Origin of the sequence: Oceanicola sp. 22II-s10i, assembly GCF_002210105.1 — a bacterium.
Taxonomy (GTDB): domain Bacteria; phylum Pseudomonadota; class Alphaproteobacteria; order Rhodobacterales; family Rhodobacteraceae; genus Pseudooceanicola.
Genome location: NZ_AQQU01000012.1, coordinates 16,358 through 38,013, shown reverse-complemented (window position 1 = coordinate 38,013; position 21,656 = coordinate 16,358). Strand labels below are relative to the sequence as shown.

At 66.9% G+C, this 21,656-nt stretch carries 23 protein-coding genes; 11 read left to right on the top strand and 12 right to left on the bottom strand.

The annotated features are described in order from the left end of the window. Positions 1–48: 48 nt before the first annotated feature. On the top strand, positions 49–603 hold the full coding sequence (locus ATO6_RS21225; RefSeq protein ID WP_088626062.1) for a TIGR00730 family Rossman fold protein: 555 nt from the start codon (positions 49–51) through the stop codon (positions 601–603). Between the two features lie 4 nt (positions 604–607). Here ATO6_RS21225 and ATO6_RS21220 read toward each other — a convergent pair whose 3' ends face one another. Together ATO6_RS21220 and ATO6_RS21215 are read right to left on the bottom strand one after the other, a co-directional pair. Next, positions 608–1,063 carry a host attachment family protein gene (locus tag ATO6_RS21220; protein WP_088626061.1) on the bottom strand — a complete coding sequence of 152 codons (456 nt, stop codon included), beginning with the start codon at positions 1,061–1,063 and terminating at the stop codon, positions 608–610. 1 nt (position 1,064) lies between these two features. Next, positions 1,065–1,301 carry a hypothetical protein gene (locus ATO6_RS21215; RefSeq protein WP_088626060.1) on the bottom strand — a complete coding sequence of 79 codons (237 nt, stop codon included), beginning with the start codon at positions 1,299–1,301 and terminating at the stop codon, positions 1,065–1,067. A gap of 136 nt (positions 1,302–1,437) precedes the next feature. Here ATO6_RS21215 and ATO6_RS21210 point away from each other — a divergent pair, with 136 nt between their 5' ends. Further along, positions 1,438–2,616 carry an NAD(P)/FAD-dependent oxidoreductase gene (locus ATO6_RS21210; protein ID WP_088626059.1) on the top strand — a complete coding sequence of 393 codons (1,179 nt, stop codon included), beginning with the start codon at positions 1,438–1,440 and terminating at the stop codon, positions 2,614–2,616. A 204-nt stretch (positions 2,617–2,820) separates the two neighbouring features. Here the strand turns inward: ATO6_RS21210 and ATO6_RS21205 are convergent, their stop codons facing one another. The 8 genes from ATO6_RS21205 to ATO6_RS21170 form a co-directional block, all read right to left on the bottom strand. Then, positions 2,821–3,420 carry a superoxide dismutase gene (locus ATO6_RS21205; RefSeq protein ID WP_088626058.1) on the bottom strand — a complete coding sequence of 200 codons (600 nt, stop codon included), beginning with the start codon at positions 3,418–3,420 and terminating at the stop codon, positions 2,821–2,823. 108 nt (positions 3,421–3,528) lie between these two features. Beyond that, entirely contained in the window at positions 3,529–4,740 is a 1,212-nt protein-coding gene (locus ATO6_RS21200; protein ID WP_176441048.1) for an iron-containing alcohol dehydrogenase, read from the bottom strand. A gap of 245 nt (positions 4,741–4,985) precedes the next feature. Further along, the gene (locus ATO6_RS21195; RefSeq protein WP_254919231.1) at positions 4,986–5,738 is read right to left on the bottom strand and encodes an ABC transporter ATP-binding protein; all 753 of its coding nucleotides are present in this window, start codon (positions 5,736–5,738) and stop codon (positions 4,986–4,988) included. Then, a complete protein-coding gene (locus ATO6_RS21190; RefSeq protein ID WP_088626056.1) occupies positions 5,735–6,592 on the bottom strand; it encodes an ABC transporter ATP-binding protein in 858 nt (285 codons plus the stop codon). The genes ATO6_RS21195 and ATO6_RS21190 overlap by 4 nt, the downstream gene beginning before the upstream one ends. Before the next feature lie 103 nt (positions 6,593–6,695). After that, positions 6,696–7,613: an ABC transporter permease gene (locus ATO6_RS21185; protein ID WP_088626055.1), complete on the bottom strand. Its 918-nt coding sequence runs from the start codon at positions 7,611–7,613 to the stop codon at positions 6,696–6,698. Beyond that, complete coding sequence (locus ATO6_RS21180) at positions 7,610–8,542, bottom strand: ABC transporter permease (protein ID WP_088626104.1); 933 nt, start codon at positions 8,540–8,542, stop codon at positions 7,610–7,612. Before ATO6_RS21180 ends, ATO6_RS21185 begins: the two co-directional genes overlap by 4 nt. A gap of 126 nt (positions 8,543–8,668) precedes the next feature. Next, a complete protein-coding gene (locus ATO6_RS21175; protein ID WP_088626054.1) occupies positions 8,669–10,267 on the bottom strand; it encodes an ABC transporter substrate-binding protein in 1,599 nt (532 codons plus the stop codon). A gap of 46 nt (positions 10,268–10,313) precedes the next feature. Then, complete coding sequence (locus ATO6_RS21170; protein WP_088626103.1) at positions 10,314–11,363, bottom strand: dipeptidase; 1,050 nt, start codon at positions 11,361–11,363, stop codon at positions 10,314–10,316. 242 nt (positions 11,364–11,605) lie between these two features. Here ATO6_RS21170 and ATO6_RS21165 point away from each other — a divergent pair, with 242 nt between their 5' ends. From ATO6_RS21165 to ATO6_RS21150, 4 genes are all read left to right on the top strand, one after another. Continuing rightward, a complete protein-coding gene (locus ATO6_RS21165) occupies positions 11,606–11,809 on the top strand; it encodes a heavy-metal-associated domain-containing protein (RefSeq protein WP_088626053.1) in 204 nt (67 codons plus the stop codon). Positions 11,810–11,824: 15 nt separating this feature from the next. Beyond that, on the top strand, positions 11,825–14,311 hold the full coding sequence (locus ATO6_RS21160; RefSeq protein WP_088626052.1) for a heavy metal translocating P-type ATPase: 2,487 nt from the start codon (positions 11,825–11,827) through the stop codon (positions 14,309–14,311). A 10-nt stretch (positions 14,312–14,321) separates the two neighbouring features. Next, complete coding sequence (cueR, locus tag ATO6_RS21155) at positions 14,322–14,717, top strand: Cu(I)-responsive transcriptional regulator (RefSeq protein WP_088626051.1); 396 nt, start codon at positions 14,322–14,324, stop codon at positions 14,715–14,717. Positions 14,718–14,788: 71 nt separating this feature from the next. Next, the gene (locus tag ATO6_RS21150; protein WP_088626050.1) at positions 14,789–15,664 is read left to right on the top strand and encodes an NAD(P)-dependent oxidoreductase; all 876 of its coding nucleotides are present in this window, start codon (positions 14,789–14,791) and stop codon (positions 15,662–15,664) included. Positions 15,665–15,667: 3 nt separating this feature from the next. Here ATO6_RS21150 and ATO6_RS21145 read toward each other — a convergent pair whose 3' ends face one another. Beyond that, positions 15,668–16,174 carry a MarR family winged helix-turn-helix transcriptional regulator gene (locus tag ATO6_RS21145; RefSeq protein ID WP_088626049.1) on the bottom strand — a complete coding sequence of 169 codons (507 nt, stop codon included), beginning with the start codon at positions 16,172–16,174 and terminating at the stop codon, positions 15,668–15,670. A 204-nt stretch (positions 16,175–16,378) separates the two neighbouring features. On the opposite strand from ATO6_RS21145, the gene ectA reads away from it, so the two are divergent. The 4 genes from ectA to ATO6_RS21125 are packed head-to-tail and all read left to right on the top strand — an operon-like array spanning position 16,379 to position 20,087. Next, entirely contained in the window at positions 16,379–16,912 is a 534-nt protein-coding gene (gene ectA / locus ATO6_RS21140) for a diaminobutyrate acetyltransferase (protein WP_088626048.1), read from the top strand. Between the two features lie 59 nt (positions 16,913–16,971). After that, positions 16,972–18,258 carry a diaminobutyrate--2-oxoglutarate transaminase gene (gene ectB / locus ATO6_RS21135; protein ID WP_088626047.1) on the top strand — a complete coding sequence of 429 codons (1,287 nt, stop codon included), beginning with the start codon at positions 16,972–16,974 and terminating at the stop codon, positions 18,256–18,258. Between the two features lie 5 nt (positions 18,259–18,263). Next, on the top strand, positions 18,264–18,656 hold the full coding sequence (locus ATO6_RS21130) for an ectoine synthase (RefSeq protein ID WP_088626046.1): 393 nt from the start codon (positions 18,264–18,266) through the stop codon (positions 18,654–18,656). 3 nt (positions 18,657–18,659) lie between these two features. Continuing rightward, the gene (locus ATO6_RS21125; protein ID WP_088626045.1) at positions 18,660–20,087 is read left to right on the top strand and encodes an aspartate kinase; all 1,428 of its coding nucleotides are present in this window, start codon (positions 18,660–18,662) and stop codon (positions 20,085–20,087) included. Between the two features lie 4 nt (positions 20,088–20,091). Here ATO6_RS21125 and ATO6_RS21120 read toward each other — a convergent pair whose 3' ends face one another. Beyond that, positions 20,092–20,934, bottom strand: a complete 843-nt coding sequence (locus tag ATO6_RS21120; protein ID WP_088626044.1) for an NAD(P)-dependent oxidoreductase — start codon at positions 20,932–20,934, stop codon at positions 20,092–20,094. A 184-nt stretch (positions 20,935–21,118) separates the two neighbouring features. Between ATO6_RS21120 and ATO6_RS21115 the strand changes: the two genes are divergently transcribed. After that, on the top strand, positions 21,119–21,637 hold the full coding sequence (locus tag ATO6_RS21115) for a hypothetical protein (RefSeq protein ID WP_088626043.1): 519 nt from the start codon (positions 21,119–21,121) through the stop codon (positions 21,635–21,637). Positions 21,638–21,656: the final 19 nt, after the last annotated feature.

The following is a 21,656-nucleotide window of genomic DNA, read 5'->3' as shown; positions in this document are numbered from 1 at the left end:
AAAGCCAAGGTGATCCCTTCCCGGCACCGTGAACTGGAGGCCACAGCCATGAGCATCCCGTCCGTCTGCGTTTTCTGCGGATCCCGCGCCGGCGCGCGCCCCGAATATGCCCGCGACGCCGAAGCGCTCGGCATCGCGCTGGCCGGTGCTGGCTGGCGGCTGGTCTACGGCGCGGGCGATGTCGGCCTGATGGGGCTGGTGGCGCGGGCCGCGCAGAAGGCGGGCGGCGACACCTTCGGCGTGATCCCGGTGCACCTGATGAACCGCGAGGTCGGCAAGCGCGACCTGACCAGCTTCGTCGTGACCGAGACGATGCACGAGCGCAAGAAGGTCATGTTCATGAACTGCGAGGCCATCGTCATGCTGCCCGGCGGCGCCGGATCGCTGGACGAGTTCTTCGAGGTGCTGACGTGGCGCCAGCTCGGCCTGCATGACAAGCCGATCATCCTGCTGGACACCGCGGGCTACTGGCAGCCCCTGGCCGCGATGTTGCAGCACGTGGTGGACGAGGGCTTTGCAGATGCCAGCATCCTGCCGATGGTCGGAACGGCGGCGGACGTGCCCGCGCTGATGGACCAGCTGCGCGTCCGCCTCGCCGCCTGAGGCGTCACGCCTCGGCCAGATCCTCGGCGAGAATCTTCTCGATCTTGTCGAGCGGATGGTTGGTCAGGGTCTTGGGCACCTCCGCGATGACCTTGGACGCCACTTCCTTGTGCAGCGCCGGGCGCAGGTCGCCCAGCACCGAGGGCGCACAGGCCAAGACGATCCGGTCGAACTCGCCCCGGTGCGCGCGCTTGTAGAGCAGGTCGGCCAGATCCGCCGCGAACCGCTCCTTGGCCAGTTCGTGCCAGTCGGTGTCATCCAGCGCCGAACGCTGGCCGACGCCGGTGTCATTCATCCGGCCCGGCCGGTTGGCCGACTGTTCCCGGTCCGACGGGTTCTCCTGTTCTTCCTTGCCGGTCACGACGAGGTGCAGATCCTCCGCATCCGCGATGTTTTCCAGAAACAGCGCCTTTTCGCTGTCCGCGACCAGCACCCATGTGCCGTTGTCGATCCGGGCCATGTCAGTCCTCCCCCGTGCCGTGGTGACCGCCGAGGTTCCCCTCGCCCCGCTCGTCCGACTTGGTGACGCGGGTCTTGCCGGGGTTCGATTTCTCGACACGTTTCTTTTCGTCCCGCGTGCCGACGTCGCGCTCCAGATTGCCCTGCGCGCGGCCCCCTTGGGACGGGGTTTCGGGCGAATTGCCGATGATCTCTTCGGTCTCGCTGCGTCCATCCTGCGATCTGTGACGGTCTGCCATGTCGAATGCTCCTCTCTTTCGGCCGGCGGGTGGCCGGCGCGTCACAGGGAAAACGGGGGATTGGGGGTGCAGGTTCCGAAAGGCTTTGCGGAAACGCCCGCCCCCCCGCTAGACTCGGAACAGGAGGTAAGCGCAGATGTCGGATGCCGAAGTGATCGTTGTCGGCGCCGGGCCGGCCGGACTGGCCTGCGCCGCGATGCTGAAAGCCCGCGGGCTGGACCCGCTGGTGCTGGAGCGGTCGAACCGCGTCGCCAATTCGTGGCGTTACCATTACGACAGGCTGCACCTGCACACGCACCGCAACCGTTCTGGCCTGCCCGGCCTGCCGATGCCGCAGAGCTATCCGAAATACCCCTCGCGCGATCAGGTGATCGAGTATCTGGAAACCTACGCCGCCCACCATGGCATCGCCCCCCGCTTCGACGCCCCGGTGACCGCGATCCGGCGCGAGGATGACGGCTGGCTCGTCTCGGGTCCGTCCGAACCCTGGCGGGCGCCCCACGTGATCATCGCCACAGGCCCGACCACCCAGCCCTTCCGCGCATCATGGCCCGGCATGGAGAGCTTTCCTGGCCGGATCATCCACAGTTCGCAATACCGCAACTACGAACCGTTCCGGAATCTCAGGGTCCTCGTGGTGGGCTTCGGCAATTCCGGCGGCGAGATCGCGGTCGACCTGTCGAACGGGCGCATTCACACCGCGCTGTCGGTGCGCGGCCCGGTGAACGTCGTGCCCAAGGAAATCTGGGGCATTCCGACGACCTCGCTCACCTTCCTGCAACGGATCCTGCCGCCGGGCCTCGCCGATGCGCTGACCGGGCCCGTCGTCCGATGGCACACCGGCGACATCCGCAAGCTGGGGCTGACGCCGAAGTCCAAGGGACCCATCCGGCAGGTGAACGAGGACGGCAAGGTGCCGCTGATCGACCTCGGAACACTCGAGCGCCTGCGCGAGAAGCGGCTGAGCCTGCGGCCCGGGATCCAGAAGTTCGACGGCTGGACCATCTCCTTCGCCGATGGCCGGGCCGAGGATTATGATGCCGTCATTCTGGCCACCGGCTACCGCCCCGACCTGCGCAGTCTGCTACCGGATGCGCAGGACCTGCTGGACGCGGGCGGCGCGCCGCTGGCCAGCGGTGCCGACAGCGGACGCGACGGGCTGTATTTCTGCAGCTTCCGACAATCGCCCTACGGGCAGCTCTACAACATGGGCCGCGAGGCCGAGGCGATCGCCGACCGTATCGCCGATGCGCCGCCGCCCCCGCCGCCGGTGGCGCCCGAAGCGGGCAGCCGGGCCCCGACGCCGCAGGTTTGATCGCGGCGCCCCGCTTGCGAAGCGGACCGCGAAGTGAGCGCCCGGACATCAGCCAAGGGCGGCGGCCCACGGGATGGCGGGCGGGGCGTCGCGCGTCAGCGCGCGCGTCGCACGGCGTCATACAGCCCGCCGCCTCGGCCTACGCCCAAAGAAAAACGCCCGCCGGAAATCCGGCGGGCGTTCTGTCTCGGATCGTCGCGACGCTCACATGCGCGAGGCGACGTTTTCCCAGTTCACCAGCTTGTCGAGGAAGTTCGACAGGTAGGCCGGACGCTTGTTGCGGAAGTCGATGTAGTAGGAATGCTCCCACACGTCGCAGCCGAGCAGCGCGGTCTGGCCGAAACAGAGCGGGTTCACCCCGTTCTCGGTCTTCGTCACCTTCAGCGAACCGTCCTTGTCCTTGACGAGCCACGCCCAGCCCGAACCGAACTGGCCGGCACCGGCGGCGCTGAACTCTTCCTTGAACTTGTCGACGGAACCGAAGGACTCGGTGATCGCCTTTTCAAGCTCGCCGGGCATGGATTTCGCGCCGGGGCCCATCATCTCCCAGAACTGGGCGTGGTTCCAGTGCTGGCTGGCGTTGTTGAAGATACCCGACTGGGCCACTGCGCCCGAATTGTAGGTGCCCTTGACGATCTCCTCGACCGACTTGCCTTCCCACTCGGTGCCCTTGATCAGGTTGTTGCCGTTGTCGACATACGCCTTGTGGTGGATGTCGTGGTGGTACTCCAGCGTCTCCTTCGACATGCCCAGATCGGCAAGCGCATCGTGGGCGTAGGGAAGGGCGGGAAGTTCGAAAGCCATGTCGTCGTCCTTTCGGATTGCTCAAAGATAACCTGCCCCTAGATGTTACCCCTGTGACCGGAAGGTCAAGGGGCGAACCGTGTGCACATGGGCACCGGGACCTGTGCGTCACCACATCTGGTCAAGCAGCGCCGCCGCCTCGGCCTCGTCCGCGGGACGCCGGGGCGAGCCCGGAATATGCGGCAATCTCAGCACATTGGGCGCCAGTGCGACCAGCGCCTCGAGCGACGGCACGCCCGCGTCGCGCGCCCGGACCGGCAGACCCAGACCGGCAACCAGCCGCCCGATCGCGGGCCCGGCCTGCGCCGCCGCCACCGCATCCGCATCGCCCCCGGACGCCGCCCCGAGCGCCCGCGCCGCCTCGGCCAACGCATGTTCCGCGCCGGGGACCATCCAAGCGGCCACGTGCTGCAGCGTGATGCAGGAACAATGCCCGTGCGGCACCCCGAACTTCGCGCCCAGCAGGTAGCCGATCCCGTGGCTGATCCCGGTCGAAGCAAGGCTCCCGCAGGTGATCCCCAGCCAGGTCGCCGCCTGTATGTCCGCGATGGCGTCCGTGTCCTTCGGGTCCGCATGAAACGCCGGCAGCCCCCGCGCCAGCAGGCGCAGCGCCTCCTTCCCGAGCGCATCCGTGTAGGGCGTCGCCCGGTGGCCGTAGAGCCCCTCGACCGCGTGATCCACCGTGCGGATCGCAGAGGACAGCCACAGCTCGGGCGGGGTGTAGAGCACCGCGTCGGGGTCCTGGATGATCACGTCCGGCACGGTCTGCGTGTGATCCAGCCGCCGTTTCGACTGCGTTTCGGAATCGAGCACGCCCGCGAACTGCGTGAATTCCGCCGCCGAGGCCGTCGTCGGGATCAGGATCTGCGGCAGCATGTCGGGAATCGGTGCCGGGTCAGGGAGTTGCGCGCTGAGGTAGGCGCGGATCTCGTCCGCTGTCCTGAGGTCGAGCGTCAGGTAGGTGATCATGTGCTTGCAGGCATCCATCACCGCTCCGCCGCCGATCCCCACGATCGCATCCGCCCCCGCCTCGCGCGCCGCCTCCAGCGCGGCGACGAGGTCGGCCAGCGGGGTATGGGCCGACATGCCGCTGTAGACCCCCGAGATCCGGTCGGGTGCGGCGGCACGCAGCTGGTCGATCAGCGGCGTCTTCTCGGCCACGCTGCGCCCGGTGAGGATGAAGGCGCGGCCCGAGCCGAGGCGGCCGAGGTGATCGCCGAGAGTCGCGATAGCTCCGGGGCCGGAGACGACACGGTGGCTCTTGGGCGCGATGAAGGTGCGGACGGCGGGAAGCGGGGGGCGCAGGGTTGGCTGGGTCATCGGGTCAGGCTGGCGGATTGGTACGGAAACGCAAGGGGCGTGGCGCGGATTGCAGGTGGAAAGCGTGCTGGGCATTCACGCATCCGCAAGGGCGAAAACAGAACTTTACCGGACATGCGTCCGCGTCGAAATTGGACCCTGCAGTCGATACTTGTGGAGAGGCCGGGGGGCTGTCTGCCCCCCGGACCCCCCGAAGGTATTTGGAACCAGAAGAAGCAGGGGACCGTCAGCGCGGCACGGAATGGTCAGCGCACGGACCGCAGGGCACTTTCAAGCAGATGTTTCGTGTAGGGATGGCGCGTGCGCATCTCGCGCATGTCGGTGACGCCCAGTTCCTCGACGATCTCGCCGTGCTGCATCACCGCGACCCGGCCGCACATGTGACCGACGACGCCGAGGTCGTGGCTGACCATGATGTAGGTCAGCTTGTGCTCCGCGCGCAGGTCGGTGAGCAGGTTCAGGATCTCCGCCTGCACCGAGACATCGAGCGCCGAGGTCGGCTCGTCCAGCAACAGGATGCGCGGTTCCGGCGCGAGCGCGCGGGCGATGGCGACCCGCTGGCGCTGGCCGCCGGACAGCTGGTGCGGATAGCGGAAGCGGAAGCCGGGCCCGAGGCCCACGTCGCGGAGCAGCTTGTCGATCCGCGCGTCCACGTCGCGGAAGCCGTGCAGGCCCAGAACTTCGGACAACACCGCATCCACCGTCATCCGGGGATGGAGAGAGGCGTAGGGGTCCTGGAACACCATCTGGACGGTCTTGTAGAAGGTCCGGTCCCGCCTGCGCCCCAGGGGCTGGCCCATCACGCGGATCGTGCCCTCCCACGTGGGCACGAGGCCGGTGATCGCCCGCAGGACCGTCGACTTGCCGGAGCCGGATTCGCCCACGAGACCGAAGCTCTCACCCTCTTCCACCACCATCGTTGCGGATTTGACGGCGTCTGTGCGCTCGTCGCCGTCACCGAACCAGACGGTGAGGTCGCGTATCTCGACCGCGCTCACAGCAGGGCACTCACGGACGGGGCCTCGCGCCAGGCCGGGTCGCGCTTGAGGACCTCGAGGCGGTCGCGGGGGCTTTCGAGATTGGGCACGGAGTTGAGTAGTCCGATCGTGTAGGGATGTCGCGCCTCGTGCAGCTTGCCGGCCTCGCAGACCTCGACGATGCGGCCCGCGTACATGATCAGGATCCGGTCGCAGAAGTTCGACACGAGGTTCAGGTCGTGGGAGATGAAGATCAGCCCCATCCCGCGCTCGGCCACCAGCCTGTCCATGATCTCCAGCACCTGTAGCTGGACGGAGACGTCGAGGGCCGAGGTCGGTTCGTCCGCGATCAGGATCTCGGGGTCCGGGATCAGCATCATGGCAATCATGATCCGCTGGCCCATCCCGCCCGAGACCTCGTGCGGGTAGAGGTTGAACACCCGCGTGGGTTCGCGGATCGCCACCGCGTCCAGCATTTCCAGAGCGCGGTTGCGGGCCTCCTTCATCGAGACCTTCTCGTGGGTGCGCAGGGCTTCGGTGATCTGCTGGCCGACCGTCATCACCGGGTTCAGCGAGAACTTGGGGTCCTGCATGATCATCGAGGCATGGTGCCCGCGCAGGGCGCGCATCTGCTTTTCGGACGCCTTGAGCACATCGGTGCCCGTCATGGTCAGGCGGTCGGCCTCGATCCGCCCCGGCGGGCGGATCAGTCGGAGGATGGCGCGGCCGGTCATCGACTTGCCGGAGCCGGACTCGCCCACGATGCCGAGACGCTCCTTGCCGAGCGAGAAGGAAATGCCGCGCACGGCGTCGAAGATGCCGGAGCGGGTCGGGAACTTGACCCAGAGGTTCTCCACGTCGAGGAGGTTGCTCATCGGGTGACCTCCGGCGTGGTGCGGGCGGTCAGGCCGGGGGCTCTGCCCCCGGACCCCCGGCATATTTTTGGCAAGATGAAGCAGGGGACCGTCGCGCGGGTCATCATTCGCCGCCTTTCGGGTCGAGGACGTCGCGGAGGCCGTCGCCGAGCAGGTTGAAGGCGAGCGAGATCGCGAAGATGGCGAGGCCGGGGATGGTGGCGACCCACCAGTAGTCGAGGATGTATTTCCGGCCCTCGGAGATCATCGCGCCCCATTCCGGGCTGGGCGGCTGTGCGCCGAGGCCGAGGAAGCCGAGGCCGGCCGCCGTCAGGATGATGCCCGCCATGTCGAGCGTGACGCGGACGATCAGCGAGGAGATGCAGAGCGGCCAGATGTGGCGGGTGACGATGCGGACCGGGCCCGCGCCCTGCAGGCGGATCGCGGCGATGTAGTCGGAGGACCGGATGGTCAGGGTCTCCGCACGGGCGATCCGCGCGTAGGGGGGCCATGCGGTGAGCGATATGGCGAGGACCGCGTTCTCGATCCCCGCGCCGAGAGCGGCGACGAAGGCCAGTGCGAGGACGAGGCGCGGGAAGGCGAGGAAGATGTCGGTGATCCGCATCAGGATCGTGTCGGTCCAGCCGCCCACGTAACCCGCGATCGTGCCGATGATCAGACCGACCAGCGGCGCGACCATTGCCACCAGCAGCACGATATAGAGCGAGATGCGCGCGCCGTAGAGCAGGCGCGAGTAGATGTCGCGCCCGAGGCTGTCGGTGCCGAAGATGTGCCCCTCCCACCCCGGCGGCTTGAGCCGGTTGGCAAGGTCCTGCGCGAAGGGATTGTCCGTCGCCAGCAGCGGCGCGAAGATCGCGCAGAGCACGAGGAAGGCGAGGATGGCGAGACCGATCATGCTCAGCCAGTTGCCGCGCAGGGTCAGCCAGCCCTGGTAGAGCGAAGCGGCGCGGGCCTGACGGCGCGAGGTCGGTTCCTCGGCCAGCAGCCAGGCGCGGAGCGTGGATGGTTCGGTCATGCTCATTTCGACCTCGGATCGAAGAAGCGGTAGAGGAGGTCCGAGAAGATGTTCAGCGCCACGAAGATCGTCCCGATCACGATGGTGCCCCCGAGGACCGAATTCATGTCGTTCGCCAGCAGCGAGGTGGTGATGTACTGCCCGATGCCGGGCCAGGCGAAGATGATCTCGGTCAGGACCGAGCCTTCGAGCAGGTTGGCATAGGCCAGCGCGATCACGGTGATCAGCTGGATCCGGATGTTGCGGAAAGCGTGGCGCCAGACGACCTTCCACTCGGAGAGGCCCTTCACGCGGGCGGTGGTCACGTATTCCGAGGAAAGCTGTTCCAGCATGAAGCTGCGGGTCATCCGGCTGATGTAGGCCAGCGAGAAATAGCCCAGCAGGCTGGCGGGCAGGATGATGTGGCTGAAGGCGTTCTGGAACACGTCGAACTGGCCGCGGATGAGGCTGTCGATCAGCAGCATCCCGGTCACCGGTTCAACGATGCCGTCATAGAAGATATCGACACGTCCAGGGCCAGCGACGACCCCGAGGATGCCGTAGAAGATCAGCAGACCCATCAGGCCCAGCCAGAAGATCGGCATGGAATACCCGATCAGCCCGACGAAACGGGCCAGCTGGTCGATCCAGCTGCCGCGCCGGACGGCCGAGATCACGCCGAGCGGCACGCCGAGGAAGACGCCGATCAGGGTGCCGAGCGTGGCGAGTTCCAGCGTTGCGGGAAACACGCGGGCGATGTCTTCGGCCACGCGCTGGCCGGTGCGGATGGAGCGGCCGAAGTCACCCTGGATCACGTCGCCGACATAGATGCCGAACTGCACGATCAGCGGCTTGTCGAGACCCATCTCAAGATAGACCGCGTCGTATTGCGCCTGCGTCGCCCGTTCGCCGATCACGGCGAGCACGGGGTCGATCGGCATCACGCGTCCGATCATGAAGGTGACGAAGAGAAGCCCCAGAAGCGTGACGGCGACCGTCGCCAGGGTGCCGGCCAGCTTCTTGATGACGGGGGGAATGGCCGGACCGCTCCGGCCATTCCGGGTTGCTGACTGTGTGGCCACTTACTTGGTGACGACCCAGTAGGACACGGCGGTGGTGGCGCCGCCGACGACCCAGTTTTCCACGTTCGAGCGCAGGCCCGACTGTTCGATGCGCTGGAACATGATGCCGAAGGGCGCTTCCTGCTGGAAGTCCGCCTGCAGGTCCAGATACATCTGCTTGCGCGCCTCGGTGTCGTTCTCGACCACTGCGGCGAGGGTGCGGTCATTGAAGCCCGCTGCGTCCCATGCGTTCCGCCATGCGAGGTAGCCGGTGTTGCCCGCTTCCTGCGCGTTGTCGGGGTTGGCCGCGAAGGTGCCCGCGTTGGTGTTGGGGTCGGGATAGTCCGGGCCCCATGCGCCGACATAGATGTCGTGTTCGCGCGCACGGTAGCGGTCGAGGGTCTGCGCGCCGGTGCCGACGATCAGCTCGACCTCACAGCCAAGCTGGCCCCAGGTGTTCTGCAGCGACTGCGCGATGTCCATCCGCTCCTGCGCCTCGCGGACCGAGATCTTGATCGGGCCGCAGTCCGGGAAGCCGCTTTCGGCCATCGCCGCCTTGGCCTTGTCCATGTCGAAGGTGAAGGCCTTCTCCTCGAGCGCGCCGAGGAAGGTCAGCGGCAGGAACGCCTGGTGGTTGATCCACTGGCCCTTGAGGAACGAGCCCTCCATCCCGGAATAGTCGGTCGCATACTTCAGTGCCTCGAGCACCTTGGCATCGGCCAGCATCTCGACCTTCTGGTTGGCCGCCCAGTACATGATCTGGCCGCGCTGTTCGTCCTGCACCTTGATGCCATCCATGCCTTCGACACCGGTGACATCCTCGGGCGACAGGTTGCGCGCCACGTCGATATCGCCGCGCTCGAGCTGCAGACGCTGCGTCGCGCTTTCCTGGATGTGCTGGACGACGACACGTTCCATGGCGGGCTTGTCGCCGTGGTAGTGTTCGTTCAGCGTCAGCATGACGCTTTCGTTGGGCCGGTAGGCCTGCACCTTGTAGGGGCCGGAGCCGACGGTGTTCGTCCGCAGCCACTCGTTGCCCATGTCGCCGTCGACTTCGTTTTCCATCACCGTCTTCATGTCGACGATGCCGCCGATGGTGGCGGTGAGGCAGTTCAGCACGAAGGACAGCGCGTACTGCTTGTCGAGCGTGATCGAGACGGTGTTGCCGTCGGCCTTGATCATCTCGTCCACGTTGTCGGCGGTGAAACCGAACTGGGTCAGGATGAAGGACGGCGTCTTGTCCAGCTTCACCGCGCGGCGGAGCGAGAATTCCACGTCGGCGGCCGTCACCGGGTTACCGGTGGAGAACATGTGGCCCTCGGCGATCGTGAAGGTGATCGTCTTGCCGTCCTCGCTGATCTCCCAGCTTTCCGCGATCTGAGGCTGGTAGCCGGCGTCGAGGTCCATCGGGTCGAAGTTGACCAGCTTTTCATAGACGTTGCGCGACACGTCGGCGCCCGCGAACTCGAAGCTCTCCTGCGGGTCGAAGGTCTTGATGTCGTCGATGCGGTTCGCGATCACCAGCATGTTCGGCGGAGTTTCCGCGAAGGCCAGCGGCGCGGTCGAGCCGAGCAGCGCGGCGGTAAGCGCGGCTGTGGTCAAGCGGCTGATTTGTTTCATTTGTTCGACACTCCCAGTTGGTTGTTATACCGGCGGCTTTTGCCGCTCACTCTCCCCACGTCTTGCGCAGCACGCGCAACCAGTTTCCGTGGGTAAACTTCGTCATCAGCGCATCACCGACCCCGTGGTCGGCGAGGGCTGCACGCAAATTGGGCAGACCGGCGCAGTCCTTGATGTCCTTCGGCACCAGCGCGCCGTCGAAATCGGTGCCAAGTCCCACCCGGTCCTCACCCAGAATCTTGACCAGATGGTCAAGATGACGGAGCAGGACGTCAAGCGGGAAATCCGACTTCATCTTGCCATCGGGGCGCAGGAAGCCCGAGGCGAGGTTGATGCCGACCATCCCGTCGCTGTCCGCGATCTGCTGAAGCTGCCGGTCGGTCAGGTTCCGCGCATGCGGACAGATGGCGTAGGCGTTCGAATGGGTGGCGACCAGCGGCGCGTCCGACAGCGCTGCGACGTCGTCCATGCCCTTTTCGTTCAGGTGGCTGAGGTCGATCATGATGCCCAGCCGGTTGCATTCCCGGACCAGCCGCTTGCCCGCGTCGGTCAGACCGCCGCCGATGTCGCCGGTCGAGGGATAGCGGAACGGCACGCCCTCGCCAAAGATCGTCGGACGCGACCAGACCGGACCGAGCGAGCGCAGGCCGAGGGTGTAGAACTCCTCGAGCTCGTCCAGATCGGGGCCGATCGCCTCCGCGCCTTCGATATGGATGATCGCCGCCATCCGCTCGCCCTTGAGCGCCAGCGCGATCTCGCCCACGCTGCGGCAGATGGTGATGGCGCCCGCGCTTTCCAGATCGTTGAACGTCTCGAACCCGCGTTTCACGAAGGCCAGCGCGTCGGCATGGTCCAGCATCGGGGGCAGCGGCAGGTCGTATTCGTCCTGGTTCAGTTGCTCCATCCGGTCCGACGGATTGGACGGGCTGGGCGTGAAGATCGCGAAGAACCCGCCGCCAAAACCGCCCGCACGGGCACGCGGCAGGTCGATGTGACCTGCGCCGTAGCCCTGCACGATGTCGGCGACGCTCGCCTTGCCCATGAGAATTTTGAGGACGGTGTCGTTGTGACCGTCGAAGAAGGGGGGGCTTGTCATCGCCACCATGCGGACCTCGATATTGCTGTGTCTTGCGGGCCGCGCCCCTCCCCAAGGTCGCCCCGCGAAAGCCTGCGCCAAAAAGGATGACGATTGCAAGCGTCTGCGCATTGGCCAGCGGGGCTTTGCGGACGGGTTCAAAAATATTGGATAAGCCTCTTGACCTTCCAGTGACTGGAAGCCCTATCTCCCCTCCTGCAAGCGGCGGACTCAGTGTCCGCGCATCACAGACGGAGGCCGACATGACCGGCAAAACCAGTTTCCACGTTCCCGATATGAGCTGCGGCCATTGCGAAAAGGCGCTGCGCAGCGCCTTTGCCACGGCGATGCCGGGGGCTGACGTGACCATCGACCTCGCCAGCCACGACCTGACGGTCGCGGGCGACGCGGCGCTGGCCGAAGCGACGATCCGCGACGCGGGCTACACGCCCGAACGCCGCGCCTGAACCGGAGGTGACGAGATGACCGATGTGACGATCCCTGTGGAAGGCATGTCCTGCGCCGCCTGCGCGGGCCGTGTCGAACGTAGCCTGGCCGCGGTGCCGGGCGTGAAGGCCGCATCGGTCAACCTCGCCGGGGAAACCGCGCGCGTGTCCTTCGACGCGCCCGCGGCCCTCACCGACCTGACCGGCGCACTCGACCGTGCGGGCTATCCCGCGCGGCTGACCGAGACCAAGCTGGATATCGGGGAAATGACCTGTGCCTCCTGCGTGGCACGGGTGGAAAAGGCGCTGAAGGCGGTGCCGGGCGTCAGCGAGGCGCGGGTGAACCTCGCCTCCGAATCCGCGGTGGTGCAGCATGTCGAGGGGGCGGTGACCGCCGCCGACCTCGCCCGCGCCAGCGCCGCCGCCGGATATCCCGCGCATGTGCACGAGGATGCCGAGGCGGGCGATCCCGCCGAGGATCGCAAGGCGGTCGAGGCGGAGGGGCTGAAGCGGCGGATGATCCTTGCCGCCGTCCTGACCCTGCCGGTGTTCGTCGTCGAGATGGGCGGCCACCTCTATCCGCCGCTGCACCACTGGATCATGGCGACCGTCGGGACGCAGACCTCGCATATCGCGCAGTTCATCCTGACCACCATCGTCCTCGCCTTCCCCGGCCGTGTGTTCTACGCCAAGGGCCTGCCCGCCCTGTTCCGTGGTGCGCCCGAGATGAATTCGCTCGTCGCGCTCGGCACATTGGCGGCGTGGGGCTATTCGGTCGTTGCGACCTTTGCCCCGGCCCTGCTGCCCGAAGGTGCGCGCAACGTCTATTACGAAGCGGCGGCGGTGATCGTCGTGCTGATCCTGCTGGGCCGCTGGCTGGAGGCGCGGGCCAAGGGGCGCACCGGCGCCGCGATCCGTCAGCTTGTCGCCCTGCGCCCCCGCACCGCGCGGGTGGAACGGGACGGCGTGGCGGCTGACGTCTCCATCGACGACGTCCAGCCCGGCGACATCCTGATCCTGCGTCCGGGCGAAACCGTTGCCGTGGACGGCACCGTTCTGAGCGGTGCGTCGCATCTGGACGAGGCGATGCTGACCGGCGAACCCCTGCCCGTCGCCAAGGCCGAAGGCGACACGGTGACGGCGGGCACGGTGAACGGTGCCGGCGCCCTGCGCTTCCGGGCCGAGCGGGTCGGGCGCGATACGGTGCTGGCCCGGATCATCGCCATGGTCGAAGAGGCGCAGGCGACCAAGCTGCCGATCCAGTCGATGGTCGACCGGATCACCGCGGTGTTCGTGCCCGTGGTCATCGCCGTCGCGGTGGTGACGACGCTGGTCTGGCTGGTCTTCGGCCCCTCACTGACCCATGCATTGGTCGCGGGTGTCTCGGTCCTCATCATCGCCTGCCCCTGTGCCATGGGGCTGGCCACGCCGACCTCGATCGTCGTGGGATCGGGCCGGGCCGCCTCGATGGGCGTACTGTTCCGGCGCGGCGACGCGCTGCAGTCGCTGCAGGCCACGCGGGTCGTCGCCTTCGACAAGACCGGCACGCTGACCGAGGGCAAACCGGCGCTGACCGACATCCATGCCGCACCGGGTGCGGACCGCGATGCGGCCCTGCGCCTTGCCGCCGCCGCCGAAACGCAGTCCGAACACCCGATCGCCCGCGCCATCGTGGCCGCCACGCCGGGCGACCTGCCGCCGGTGGAAAGCTTCCGCGCCGAGGCCGGGTTCGGTCTGTCTGCGACGGTCGAGGGCCATTCGGTCGTCATCGGCACCGACCGGCTTATGACGCGCGAGGGGATCGAAACCGCCGCCTTCGCCACGCAGGCCGCGAAACTGGCCGACCGTGGCCGCAGTCCGCTCTTCGTCGCCATCGACGGCGAGATCGCCCTGCTGCTCGCCGTCTCCGACCCGATCAAGGACAGCGCGCGGGACGCCATCGACGCCCTGCACGCACGTGGCGTGAAGGTCGCGATGCTGACCGGCGACACGCAGGCGACGGCGCAGGCCATCGCCCGCGAGGTGGGAATAGACGAGGTCCACGCGGGCCTGCTGCCCGAGGACAAGCTGGCCCGCATCGACGCCCTCCGCGATGCGCACGGCCCGATAGCCTTCGTCGGCGACGGCATCAACGACGCCCCCGCTCTGGCGCGGGCGGACGTGGGGATCGCCATCGGCACCGGCACCGACGTCGCCATCGAAAGCGCCGACGTGGTGCTGATGTCCGGCGACCCGGCGGGCGTGGCCAACGCGGTCGAGGTCTCGGCGCGGGTGATGCGGAACATCCGGCAGAACCTGTTCTGGGCCTTCGGCTACAACGTGGTGCTGATCCCGGTGGCCGCCGGCGTGCTCTACCCGCTCTGGGGCGTGATGCTGTCCCCGATGCTGGGCGCGGGCGCGATGGCACTGTCGTCGGTCTTTGTCCTTGGCAACGCGCTGCGCCTGCGCGGCATCCGCGCGGTACGCGACACGGGCGAGGCCGCGTCGCGGCCCGCCGCGCACCGCACCGCTCCGGCAGAATGAGGAGAGAGAGATGAACATTTCCCAAGTTGCCGACCGCACCGGCCTGCCACCCAAGACGATCCGCTATTACGAGGAGATCGGCCTTGTGTCACCCGCCCGCCGCGACAACGGCTACCGGGACTACGCGGAAAACGACCTGCACAACCTCGCCTTCCTCGGCCGCGCCCGCTCGCTCGGGTTCTCGATCGAGGACTGCCGCGCGCTGCTGGCGCTCTACACCGACCGCGAACGCACCAGCGCCGAGGTCCGGGCCATCGCACAGGAGCACCTGAAGCAGATCGAGGCGAAGATCGCGGAGCTTCAGGCGATGCAGGACACGCTGTCCGGCCTCGTCGCATCCTGCCACGGCGACAGCCGCCACGACTGCCCGATCCTCGCCGATCTTGCCGCCGAGAAAGCTGACTGACCGGCTGGCAGGTATTGCTTCCCCCCGGTCAACGGGCCTAGTGTCTGCGCGGAAGTCACGGGAGGACGGAAATGGAGAATGTCGGCTTTGCCGGTCTCGGGGTGATGGGCGAACCCATCTGCCGCAACATGGTGGTGAAATCCGGCGCCAAGGCGCAGGTGTTCGACCTGAACCAGGCGCCCGTGGCGCGGCTGAAGGAGTTCGGCGCGGTGCCCGCAGGGTCCATCGCCGAGATGGCCGAGACGGTCGACATCCTGTTCCTCTCCCTGCCCGGCGGCCCGCAACTCGAGGCCGTGACGCGCGGACCGGGCGGCATTCTGGAAACCGGGCGCAAGGGGCTGATCGTGGTCGACATGACCACCGCGCCTGTCGGCCTGACCCGCGAACTGGCTGACGCCGTGGCGGAAAAGGGCATCGAATGGATCGACGCCCCCGTCGCCCGCACCCGCGCGGCGGCCGAGGCCGGGACGCTGTCGATCATGGTCGGCGGTACCGAGGATCAGTTCCACAAGGTGCGCCCGTGGCTGGCCCACGCGGCCAGCGAGGTCACGCATTGCGGCCCCGTCGGCTGCGGCCAGGTCGCGAAGATCATGAACAATATGGTCCTGTTCCAGACCGTCGTGGCCCTGTCCGAGGCACTGGCGCTCGGCAAGGGCGCGGGGATGGACCCTGCGCTGCTGTTCGACGTGCTGTCCAAGGGATCGGCGGACAGCTTCGCCCTGCGCAACCACGGCATGAAGGCGATGCTCCCGGGCGAGTTCCCGACCGGCGCCTTCCCGACCGACTACGCGCTCAAGGACGTGAGCTATGCGCTGGACCTTTCGCGCGAACTGGGCATCGCCGCGCCGGGTGCGGAACTGGCCGAGGCACGGATGCAGGTGTCGCAGGCCGCGGGCTACGGCGCGGAATACTTCCCCGCGCTCGCCAAGGTCACCGGCAAGGACTGACGGCTAAGGCGCAGGATCGGCGTCCCGGATCTCGCCGAAGGTGAGAACCGGGCTCGCATCCATGTCCTCTGCGTCCAGCATCGCCGCGACCCGCTCCAGCGAGGCGACCAGCTGCGCCTGCTCCCAGTCCTTCATCGCCTCGAAGGACCGCACGAACCGCTGCTGCAGCGCGTCGGGGGCCTTGTGGACCGCCGCCTGCCCCTCGTGCGTGATGACGACGTTCATCTGGCGCCGGTCCGTCTCTGACCGCGACCGGGTCACGAGGTCCAGCGCCACCAGCTTGTCCACCAGCGCCGTCACGGTCGCCTGGCTGACCCCCATCTGGGTCGCCAGCGCCTTCGGCGTGGCCGAGCGGTCCGGCTTGCTGGCCACGATCTGAAGCACACGCAGCTTGGCGGGCGTAAGGCCCGCCCCCTGCGCGAGGCTGCGCTCATAAAGCTCCGTCGCCCGCAGGATGCGGCGCAGGGCGATCAGGCTCTCATCTACACGTTCTTTGGCGGGTCCGGACATCGGCAGAGTTTTGCACGCGGACCGGAAACCATCAATTCTTTCCACTGACATGAAACTTTACTTAGTCAAATGAAGAGAAAACTCAAGAAAATCGAGGAAAATGGCCCGATACGCGCTTATAGCGGGATAAAAGTGCTTAGCCTGTTGAAACAACTACCCGTGCGCTCTATCTTCTGAACCTGAACGAAATGAGGGAAACGAGCCATGCCGACCGAAACCGAGACCACCCGATCGCGAATGCCCCGCCTGCGCAAACCCCAGGCGACGGACGGGGCCGAAATCTGGAAACTCGTGAAAGAGTGCAAGCCACTCGACGAGAACTCCATGTACTGCAACCTCGTGCAGGCGGAGCACTTCCGCGACACCTGCGTGGTGGCAGAGCGTGACGGAGAGATCCTCGGCTGGATTTCCGGCCACATGATTCCCGAAAAGGACGAGCTTTTCGTCTGGCAGGTGGCGGTCAGCCCGCGCGCCCGCGGACTCGGGCTGGGCAAGAAGATGCTCAAGCACCTGATCGACCGCAACGAATGCGCCGACGCCAATCACCTCAAGACCACGATCACCGAGGACAATGATGCCTCGTGGGGTCTCTTCCGCAGCTTCGCCCGCGACATCGGCGGCGACCTGACGGACGAGCCGCACTTCCACGAGGAGCATCACTTCGACGGGCACCACGACACCGAGCATATGGTGACGATTTCGCTGCCCGAGGTGATTTCGCTGAACCGCGCCGCCTGATCTGCGTTACCCCTACAGACCATCCGATTGACACGCACGGACGTGCGAAAGGAGAACTCATGCCCAAAGACATGACACACACCAATATTTTCGAGCGCCGCGAGAGCGAAGCGCGGTCCTATTGCCGAGGCATGCCCGCGGTCTTCACCAGCGCCAGCGGGTCCGAGCTGACGGCCGAAGACGGGACGACCTACATCGACTTCCTCGCCGGTTGTTCCTCGCTGAACTACGGCCACAACGACCCGGACATGAAGTCCGCGCTGGTCGAGCACATCACCTCGGACGGGCTGGCCCACGGGCTGGACCTGCACACCGACACCAAGGCCGATTTCCTGTCCGCCTTCGAAACGCACATCCTGTCGCCCCGCGGCATGGATCACCGCGTGATGTTCACCGGCCCGACCGGCGCGAACGCCGTCGAGGCGGCGATGAAGATCGCCCGCAAGGTCACCGGCCGCACGAACATCATCACCTTCACCAACGGCTTCCATGGCGTGACCATGGGCGCGCTGGCCGCGACCGGTAACGGGTATCACCGTGGCGGCGCCGGCATGGACACGCACGGCGTGACCCGCATGCCCTTCGACAACTACGCCGAGGGCGTGGACGGTGCCGCGCTGCTGGACCAGATGCTGTCCGACTCGTCGGGCGGTGTGGACGCGCCTGCCGCGATCATGCTGGAAACCGTGCAGGGCGAAGGCGGCCTGAACGCCGCGAGCGGCGCGTTCGTCAAGAAGATCGCCGAGATCGCCAAAAAGCACGGCGCGCTGTTCATCATCGACGACATCCAGGCGGGCTGCGGCCGGACCGGGACGTTCTTCTCGTTCGAGGAGATGGGCGTGATGCCGGACATCGTGACGCAAGCCAAGTCCATCTCGGGCTTCGGCCTGCCGCTGGCGCTGGTCCTCGTCCGTCCGGAATACGACATCTTCGGCCCGGCCGAACACAACGGCACCTTCCGCGGCAACACCCATGCCTTCGTGACCGCCCGCGTGGCAATCGAGAAGTTCTGGGCCGGCGACGCCTTCCAGAAGGTTCTGGGCGAAAAGGCCGAGCTGATCGAAGACCGCCTGACCGAGATCCGGGACATGGTTCCCGGCGCCAAGCTGAAGGGCCGCGGCCTTATGCGCGGTGTCGACGTCGGCACCGGCGAACTGGCGGGCGCGATCTGCAAACGCGCCTACGAAAAGGGCCTCGTGATCGAGACCTCGGGCAACGAAGACCAGGTCGTCAAGGTACTCGCGCCCCTGACCACGCCGGTCGAGACCTTCAACAAGGGCTTCGACATCCTGCGCGAGGCGGCGACCGAAGTCCTGAACGAAACCAAGAGCATCGCAGCGGAGTAACAGACATGATCGTACGTGATTTCAACAAGCTGCAAGGCACCGACCGTGCCGTGTCCGACGCACAGTGGACCTCGACCCGCCTGCTTCTGGCGGATGACGGGATGGGGTTCTCGTTCCACATCACCGTGCTCGAAGCCGGTTCGGAACATACGTTCCACTACAAGAACCACTTCGAAAGCGTCTATTGCATGAAGGGCAAGGGCTCGATCACCGACATCGCCACCGGCGAGACGCACGAGATCAAGCCGGGCGTGATGTATGCGCTGAACCTGCACGACAAGCACATCCTTCGGGCCGAGGAAGAACTGCACATGGCGTGCTGCTTCAACCCGCCGGTCACCGGCAAGGAAGTGCACGAGGCCGACGGGTCCTATGCCGCCGCCGAGGAGGTGGCGTAAGCCATGGCCCATACTGTCGAAAAGATCGGCGGCACGAGCATGTCCCGCGTCGATGAACTGCGCGACACGCTGTTCATCGGCGGGAACGAGGGCGCGGACCTGTACAACCGGGTCTTCGTCGTCTCGGCCTTCGGGGGCATCACCGACCTGCTGCTGGAGCACAAGAAGACGGGCGAGGCCGGCGTCTATGCCGCCTTTGCCTCGGACGAGGGCGAACACGGCTGGTTCGTGGCGCTCGACAAGGTCGCACACGCGATGCGCGAGGCGCATGGCAAGGTGCTGACCCATGCGGGCGACATCGAACGGGCCGATGCCTTCGTGCAGGAACGCCTGCACGGCGCGCGGAACTGCCTGAACGACCTCAAGCGTCTCTGCGCCTACGGTCACTTCCGCCTGTCGGAGCACATGGGCCAGACCCGCGAACTGCTGTCCGGTCTGGGCGAAGCACATTCGGCTTTCGTCACCTCGCTGCTGCTGCAACGGGCCGGCGTCAACGCGCGCTTCGTGGACCTGACCGGCTGGCATGACGACGGCGACGTGACCCTCGACGACCGGATCACCGGCGCGATGGACGGCGTTGACGTGACCGAGGAAATGCCGATCGTCACGGGCTATGCGCAATGCGCCAAGGGCCTGATGGACGAATACGACCGCGGCTATTCCGAGGTGACGTTCTCGCGCCTGGCCGCCCTGACCGGCGCGCGCGAGGCGATCATCCACAAGGAGTTCCATCTCTCGTCAGCCGACCCCAAGCTGGTCGGTGAAGACGCGACGCGCAAGCTGGGCCGGACCAACTACGACGTGGCCGACCAGCTGTCTAACATGGGCATGGAGGCGATCCATCCGAAAGCCGCCAAGACCCTGCGACAGGCGGACATCCCGCTGCGCGTGACCAACGCGTTCGAGCCGGAGGATCCGGGCACACTGATCGACGATCAGCCCGCCGAGACACCGGCGGTGGAGATCGTGACGGGCCTCGACCTCTACTCCATCGAACTGTTCGAACAGGACATGGTGGGGGTGAAGGGTTATGACGCGACGTTCCTCGATGTGCTGACGCGCCACAAGGTGCGGATCGTGTCCAAGCTGTCGAACGCGAACACGATCACCCATTTCGTCGACGCCTCAATGAAGCAGGTGCGCCGGGTCGAGAAGGAACTGGCCGACCGCTACCCTTCGGCCGAAGTGCGGACACGTGCCGTGTCCATCGCATCGGTCATCGGGCGCGACCTGAACGGGCTGAGCGTGCTGACACGCGGCCTGCAGGCCATCGGCGAGGCGGACTGCCCCTGCATCGGGGCGGCCCAGGGGCCGCGCAACGTGGATGTGCAATTCATCCTGCCGCGCGACAACCTCAAGCCCGCCATCGCGGCGCTGCACCGCGCCCTGATCGAAGAGGCCGGCGAAGAGCCTCTGAAACGCGTCGCCTGACGCGCTACTTGCTGACGAGGTCGCGCAGCAGCGTGGCCTCGTCCCCATCCGCGCGGTGACTGTCGAAGATGTTTTCGTAAAGCTCCGCGACCGCACGGTAGATCCCGTGCTCCGGCCGGTCCGTGCCGATGAACTCCGCGATCTCGTGCATCTCGCTGACCCAGCGACCCGACTTGGGGAGCATCGCCGGGATCGACCCTTTGAACATCTTGGCAAGCTGCGGCTGGCTGTCCTCCAGCTCGGCCATCAGCTGCTCCTCGACCCCAGCCCGTGACGCCGCCAGCATCATCGTCGCCCCAAGCGCGGCGAGGCCCTTGGTGATCCCCGCATAGGACAGCTTCAGCGCCGACGCCTCGCCCGCCGGGCCGTGCAGCAGTTCCGTCTTCAGACCGTAGACCTTCAGCCCCGCCGCCTCGGCCGCCGCAGGTCCGGAGAGGTAGATCACCGGTTCCTTGCCCTCGTCACGCGGCGGCGGCGGGCCGACGATGCCACCATCCGTGAACCGCATCCCCGCCTTCTCCACGATCCCGCCGATCCGCACCGCGCGTCCGGGTGTGATCGCGTTCAGATCGGCATAGAGCGCCTTGGACCCCGCGCAGAGCGACGCGATCTTCTCGGCGGTGGATTCCGCGAATTCCGGCGACACCACCGACAGGATCATGTCCGCCTGCCCCAGTTCCTCCCATTCCGCCACCTGCATCCCGGCCTTTTCGGCGCGGTCGCGGCTGGCATGGGACCGCTCTGCCAGCGGGACGATGACGCGGCAGCCGTGCTTGACGAGACGGGCGCCGATCCCGGCCCCCATCATGCCGGGGGCGGTCAGGGCGATGGTCAGGGCGTTTGGCATGGTTGGCTCCTCCTGCCCGGCATCGGGACCGAGCGCGGGTCGGCTGTCAAGGCACGGCGCGGCAAGTCTCCGCTTGTGGCAGAGCCGGGACCGGCAGCGACTGGTCGGATTCACCCCCGACGGTTGAAGTGACGCCCGGAAACCAACACCTGACACCTGTGAGACACCGCAAGGAGGCTCCGCAATGAACGACACCCCATCACCGCAAGATGCACCTGCCCGTCTGGCCCGGCTCGAAAACCGGCTGACGAGGCGCAACAGGGTCGAGACCGCTGTCGGTGCGATCGTCATCATGCTGCTCGTCTGGACCGGCGTCCGCGCCCTGTCCCATGCCGAAGCGGGCGCGGCCCTGCTGGCCGGGGTCGGGCACCTCGCCGCGGCCGCCGGTGTCGCCTTCGCCGTGATCTGGCTGCTGCTGCGCGAGGCACGGAACCGCCGCCGCTCGGACGAGGCGCCGGATGCGCAGGCCGCCCTGCGGCAACGGCTGATCGACGAAAGCCGCCTGCTCGGCTCGGCCGGGGGCTGGTATGTCCTGCCGCTTGTGCCCGGCTTCGGGCTGATCCTCGCCGGGGCCGTGGTGAACGGCGCGTCGATCCCCGCCGCGCTGATCGGCGCGGGCACGGGCGCCGCGATCCTCGCCTTCATCTGGTGGCTGAACGACCGGGCCGCGACGGAGTTCGACCGCCGCGCCCGACAGGCGTGACCGCGCACATCGCCCGCGC

Coding starts and splice junctions, on each gene's coding strand:
- ATO6_RS21130 (WP_088626046.1), top strand. CDS start 18,264: ATGATCGTACGTGATTTCAACAAGCTGCAAGGCACCGACCGTGCCGTG.
- ATO6_RS21190 (WP_088626056.1), bottom strand. CDS start 6,592: ATGAGCAACCTCCTCGACGTGGAGAACCTCTGGGTCAAGTTCCCGACC.
- ATO6_RS21210 (WP_088626059.1), top strand. CDS start 1,438: ATGTCGGATGCCGAAGTGATCGTTGTCGGCGCCGGGCCGGCCGGACTG.
- ATO6_RS21165 (WP_088626053.1), top strand. CDS start 11,606: ATGACCGGCAAAACCAGTTTCCACGTTCCCGATATGAGCTGCGGCCAT.
- cueR (WP_088626051.1), top strand. CDS start 14,322: ATGAACATTTCCCAAGTTGCCGACCGCACCGGCCTGCCACCCAAGACG.
- ATO6_RS21220 (WP_088626061.1), bottom strand. CDS start 1,063: ATGGCCCGGATCGACAACGGCACATGGGTGCTGGTCGCGGACAGCGAA.
- ATO6_RS21170 (WP_088626103.1), bottom strand. CDS start 11,363: ATGACAAGCCCCCCCTTCTTCGACGGTCACAACGACACCGTCCTCAAA.
- ATO6_RS21185 (WP_088626055.1), bottom strand. CDS start 7,613: ATGAGCATGACCGAACCATCCACGCTCCGCGCCTGGCTGCTGGCCGAG.
- ATO6_RS21215 (WP_088626060.1), bottom strand. CDS start 1,301: ATGGCAGACCGTCACAGATCGCAGGATGGACGCAGCGAGACCGAAGAG.
- ATO6_RS21180 (WP_088626104.1), bottom strand. CDS start 8,542: ATGATCGGACGCGTGATGCCGATCGACCCCGTGCTCGCCGTGATCGGC.
- ATO6_RS21120 (WP_088626044.1), bottom strand. CDS start 20,934: ATGCCAAACGCCCTGACCATCGCCCTGACCGCCCCCGGCATGATGGGG.
- ectB (WP_088626047.1), top strand. CDS start 16,972: ATGCCCAAAGACATGACACACACCAATATTTTCGAGCGCCGCGAGAGC.
- ATO6_RS21115 (WP_088626043.1), top strand. CDS start 21,119: ATGAACGACACCCCATCACCGCAAGATGCACCTGCCCGTCTGGCCCGG.
- ATO6_RS21205 (WP_088626058.1), bottom strand. CDS start 3,420: ATGGCTTTCGAACTTCCCGCCCTTCCCTACGCCCACGATGCGCTTGCC.
- ectA (WP_088626048.1), top strand. CDS start 16,379: ATGCCGACCGAAACCGAGACCACCCGATCGCGAATGCCCCGCCTGCGC.
- ATO6_RS21125 (WP_088626045.1), top strand. CDS start 18,660: ATGGCCCATACTGTCGAAAAGATCGGCGGCACGAGCATGTCCCGCGTC.
- ATO6_RS21145 (WP_088626049.1), bottom strand. CDS start 16,174: ATGTCCGGACCCGCCAAAGAACGTGTAGATGAGAGCCTGATCGCCCTG.
- ATO6_RS21150 (WP_088626050.1), top strand. CDS start 14,789: ATGGAGAATGTCGGCTTTGCCGGTCTCGGGGTGATGGGCGAACCCATC.
- ATO6_RS21200 (WP_176441048.1), bottom strand. CDS start 4,740: ATGACCCAGCCAACCCTGCGCCCCCCGCTTCCCGCCGTCCGCACCTTC.
- ATO6_RS21160 (WP_088626052.1), top strand. CDS start 11,825: ATGACCGATGTGACGATCCCTGTGGAAGGCATGTCCTGCGCCGCCTGC.
- ATO6_RS21225 (WP_088626062.1), top strand. CDS start 49: ATGAGCATCCCGTCCGTCTGCGTTTTCTGCGGATCCCGCGCCGGCGCG.
- ATO6_RS21175 (WP_088626054.1), bottom strand. CDS start 10,267: ATGAAACAAATCAGCCGCTTGACCACAGCCGCGCTTACCGCCGCGCTG.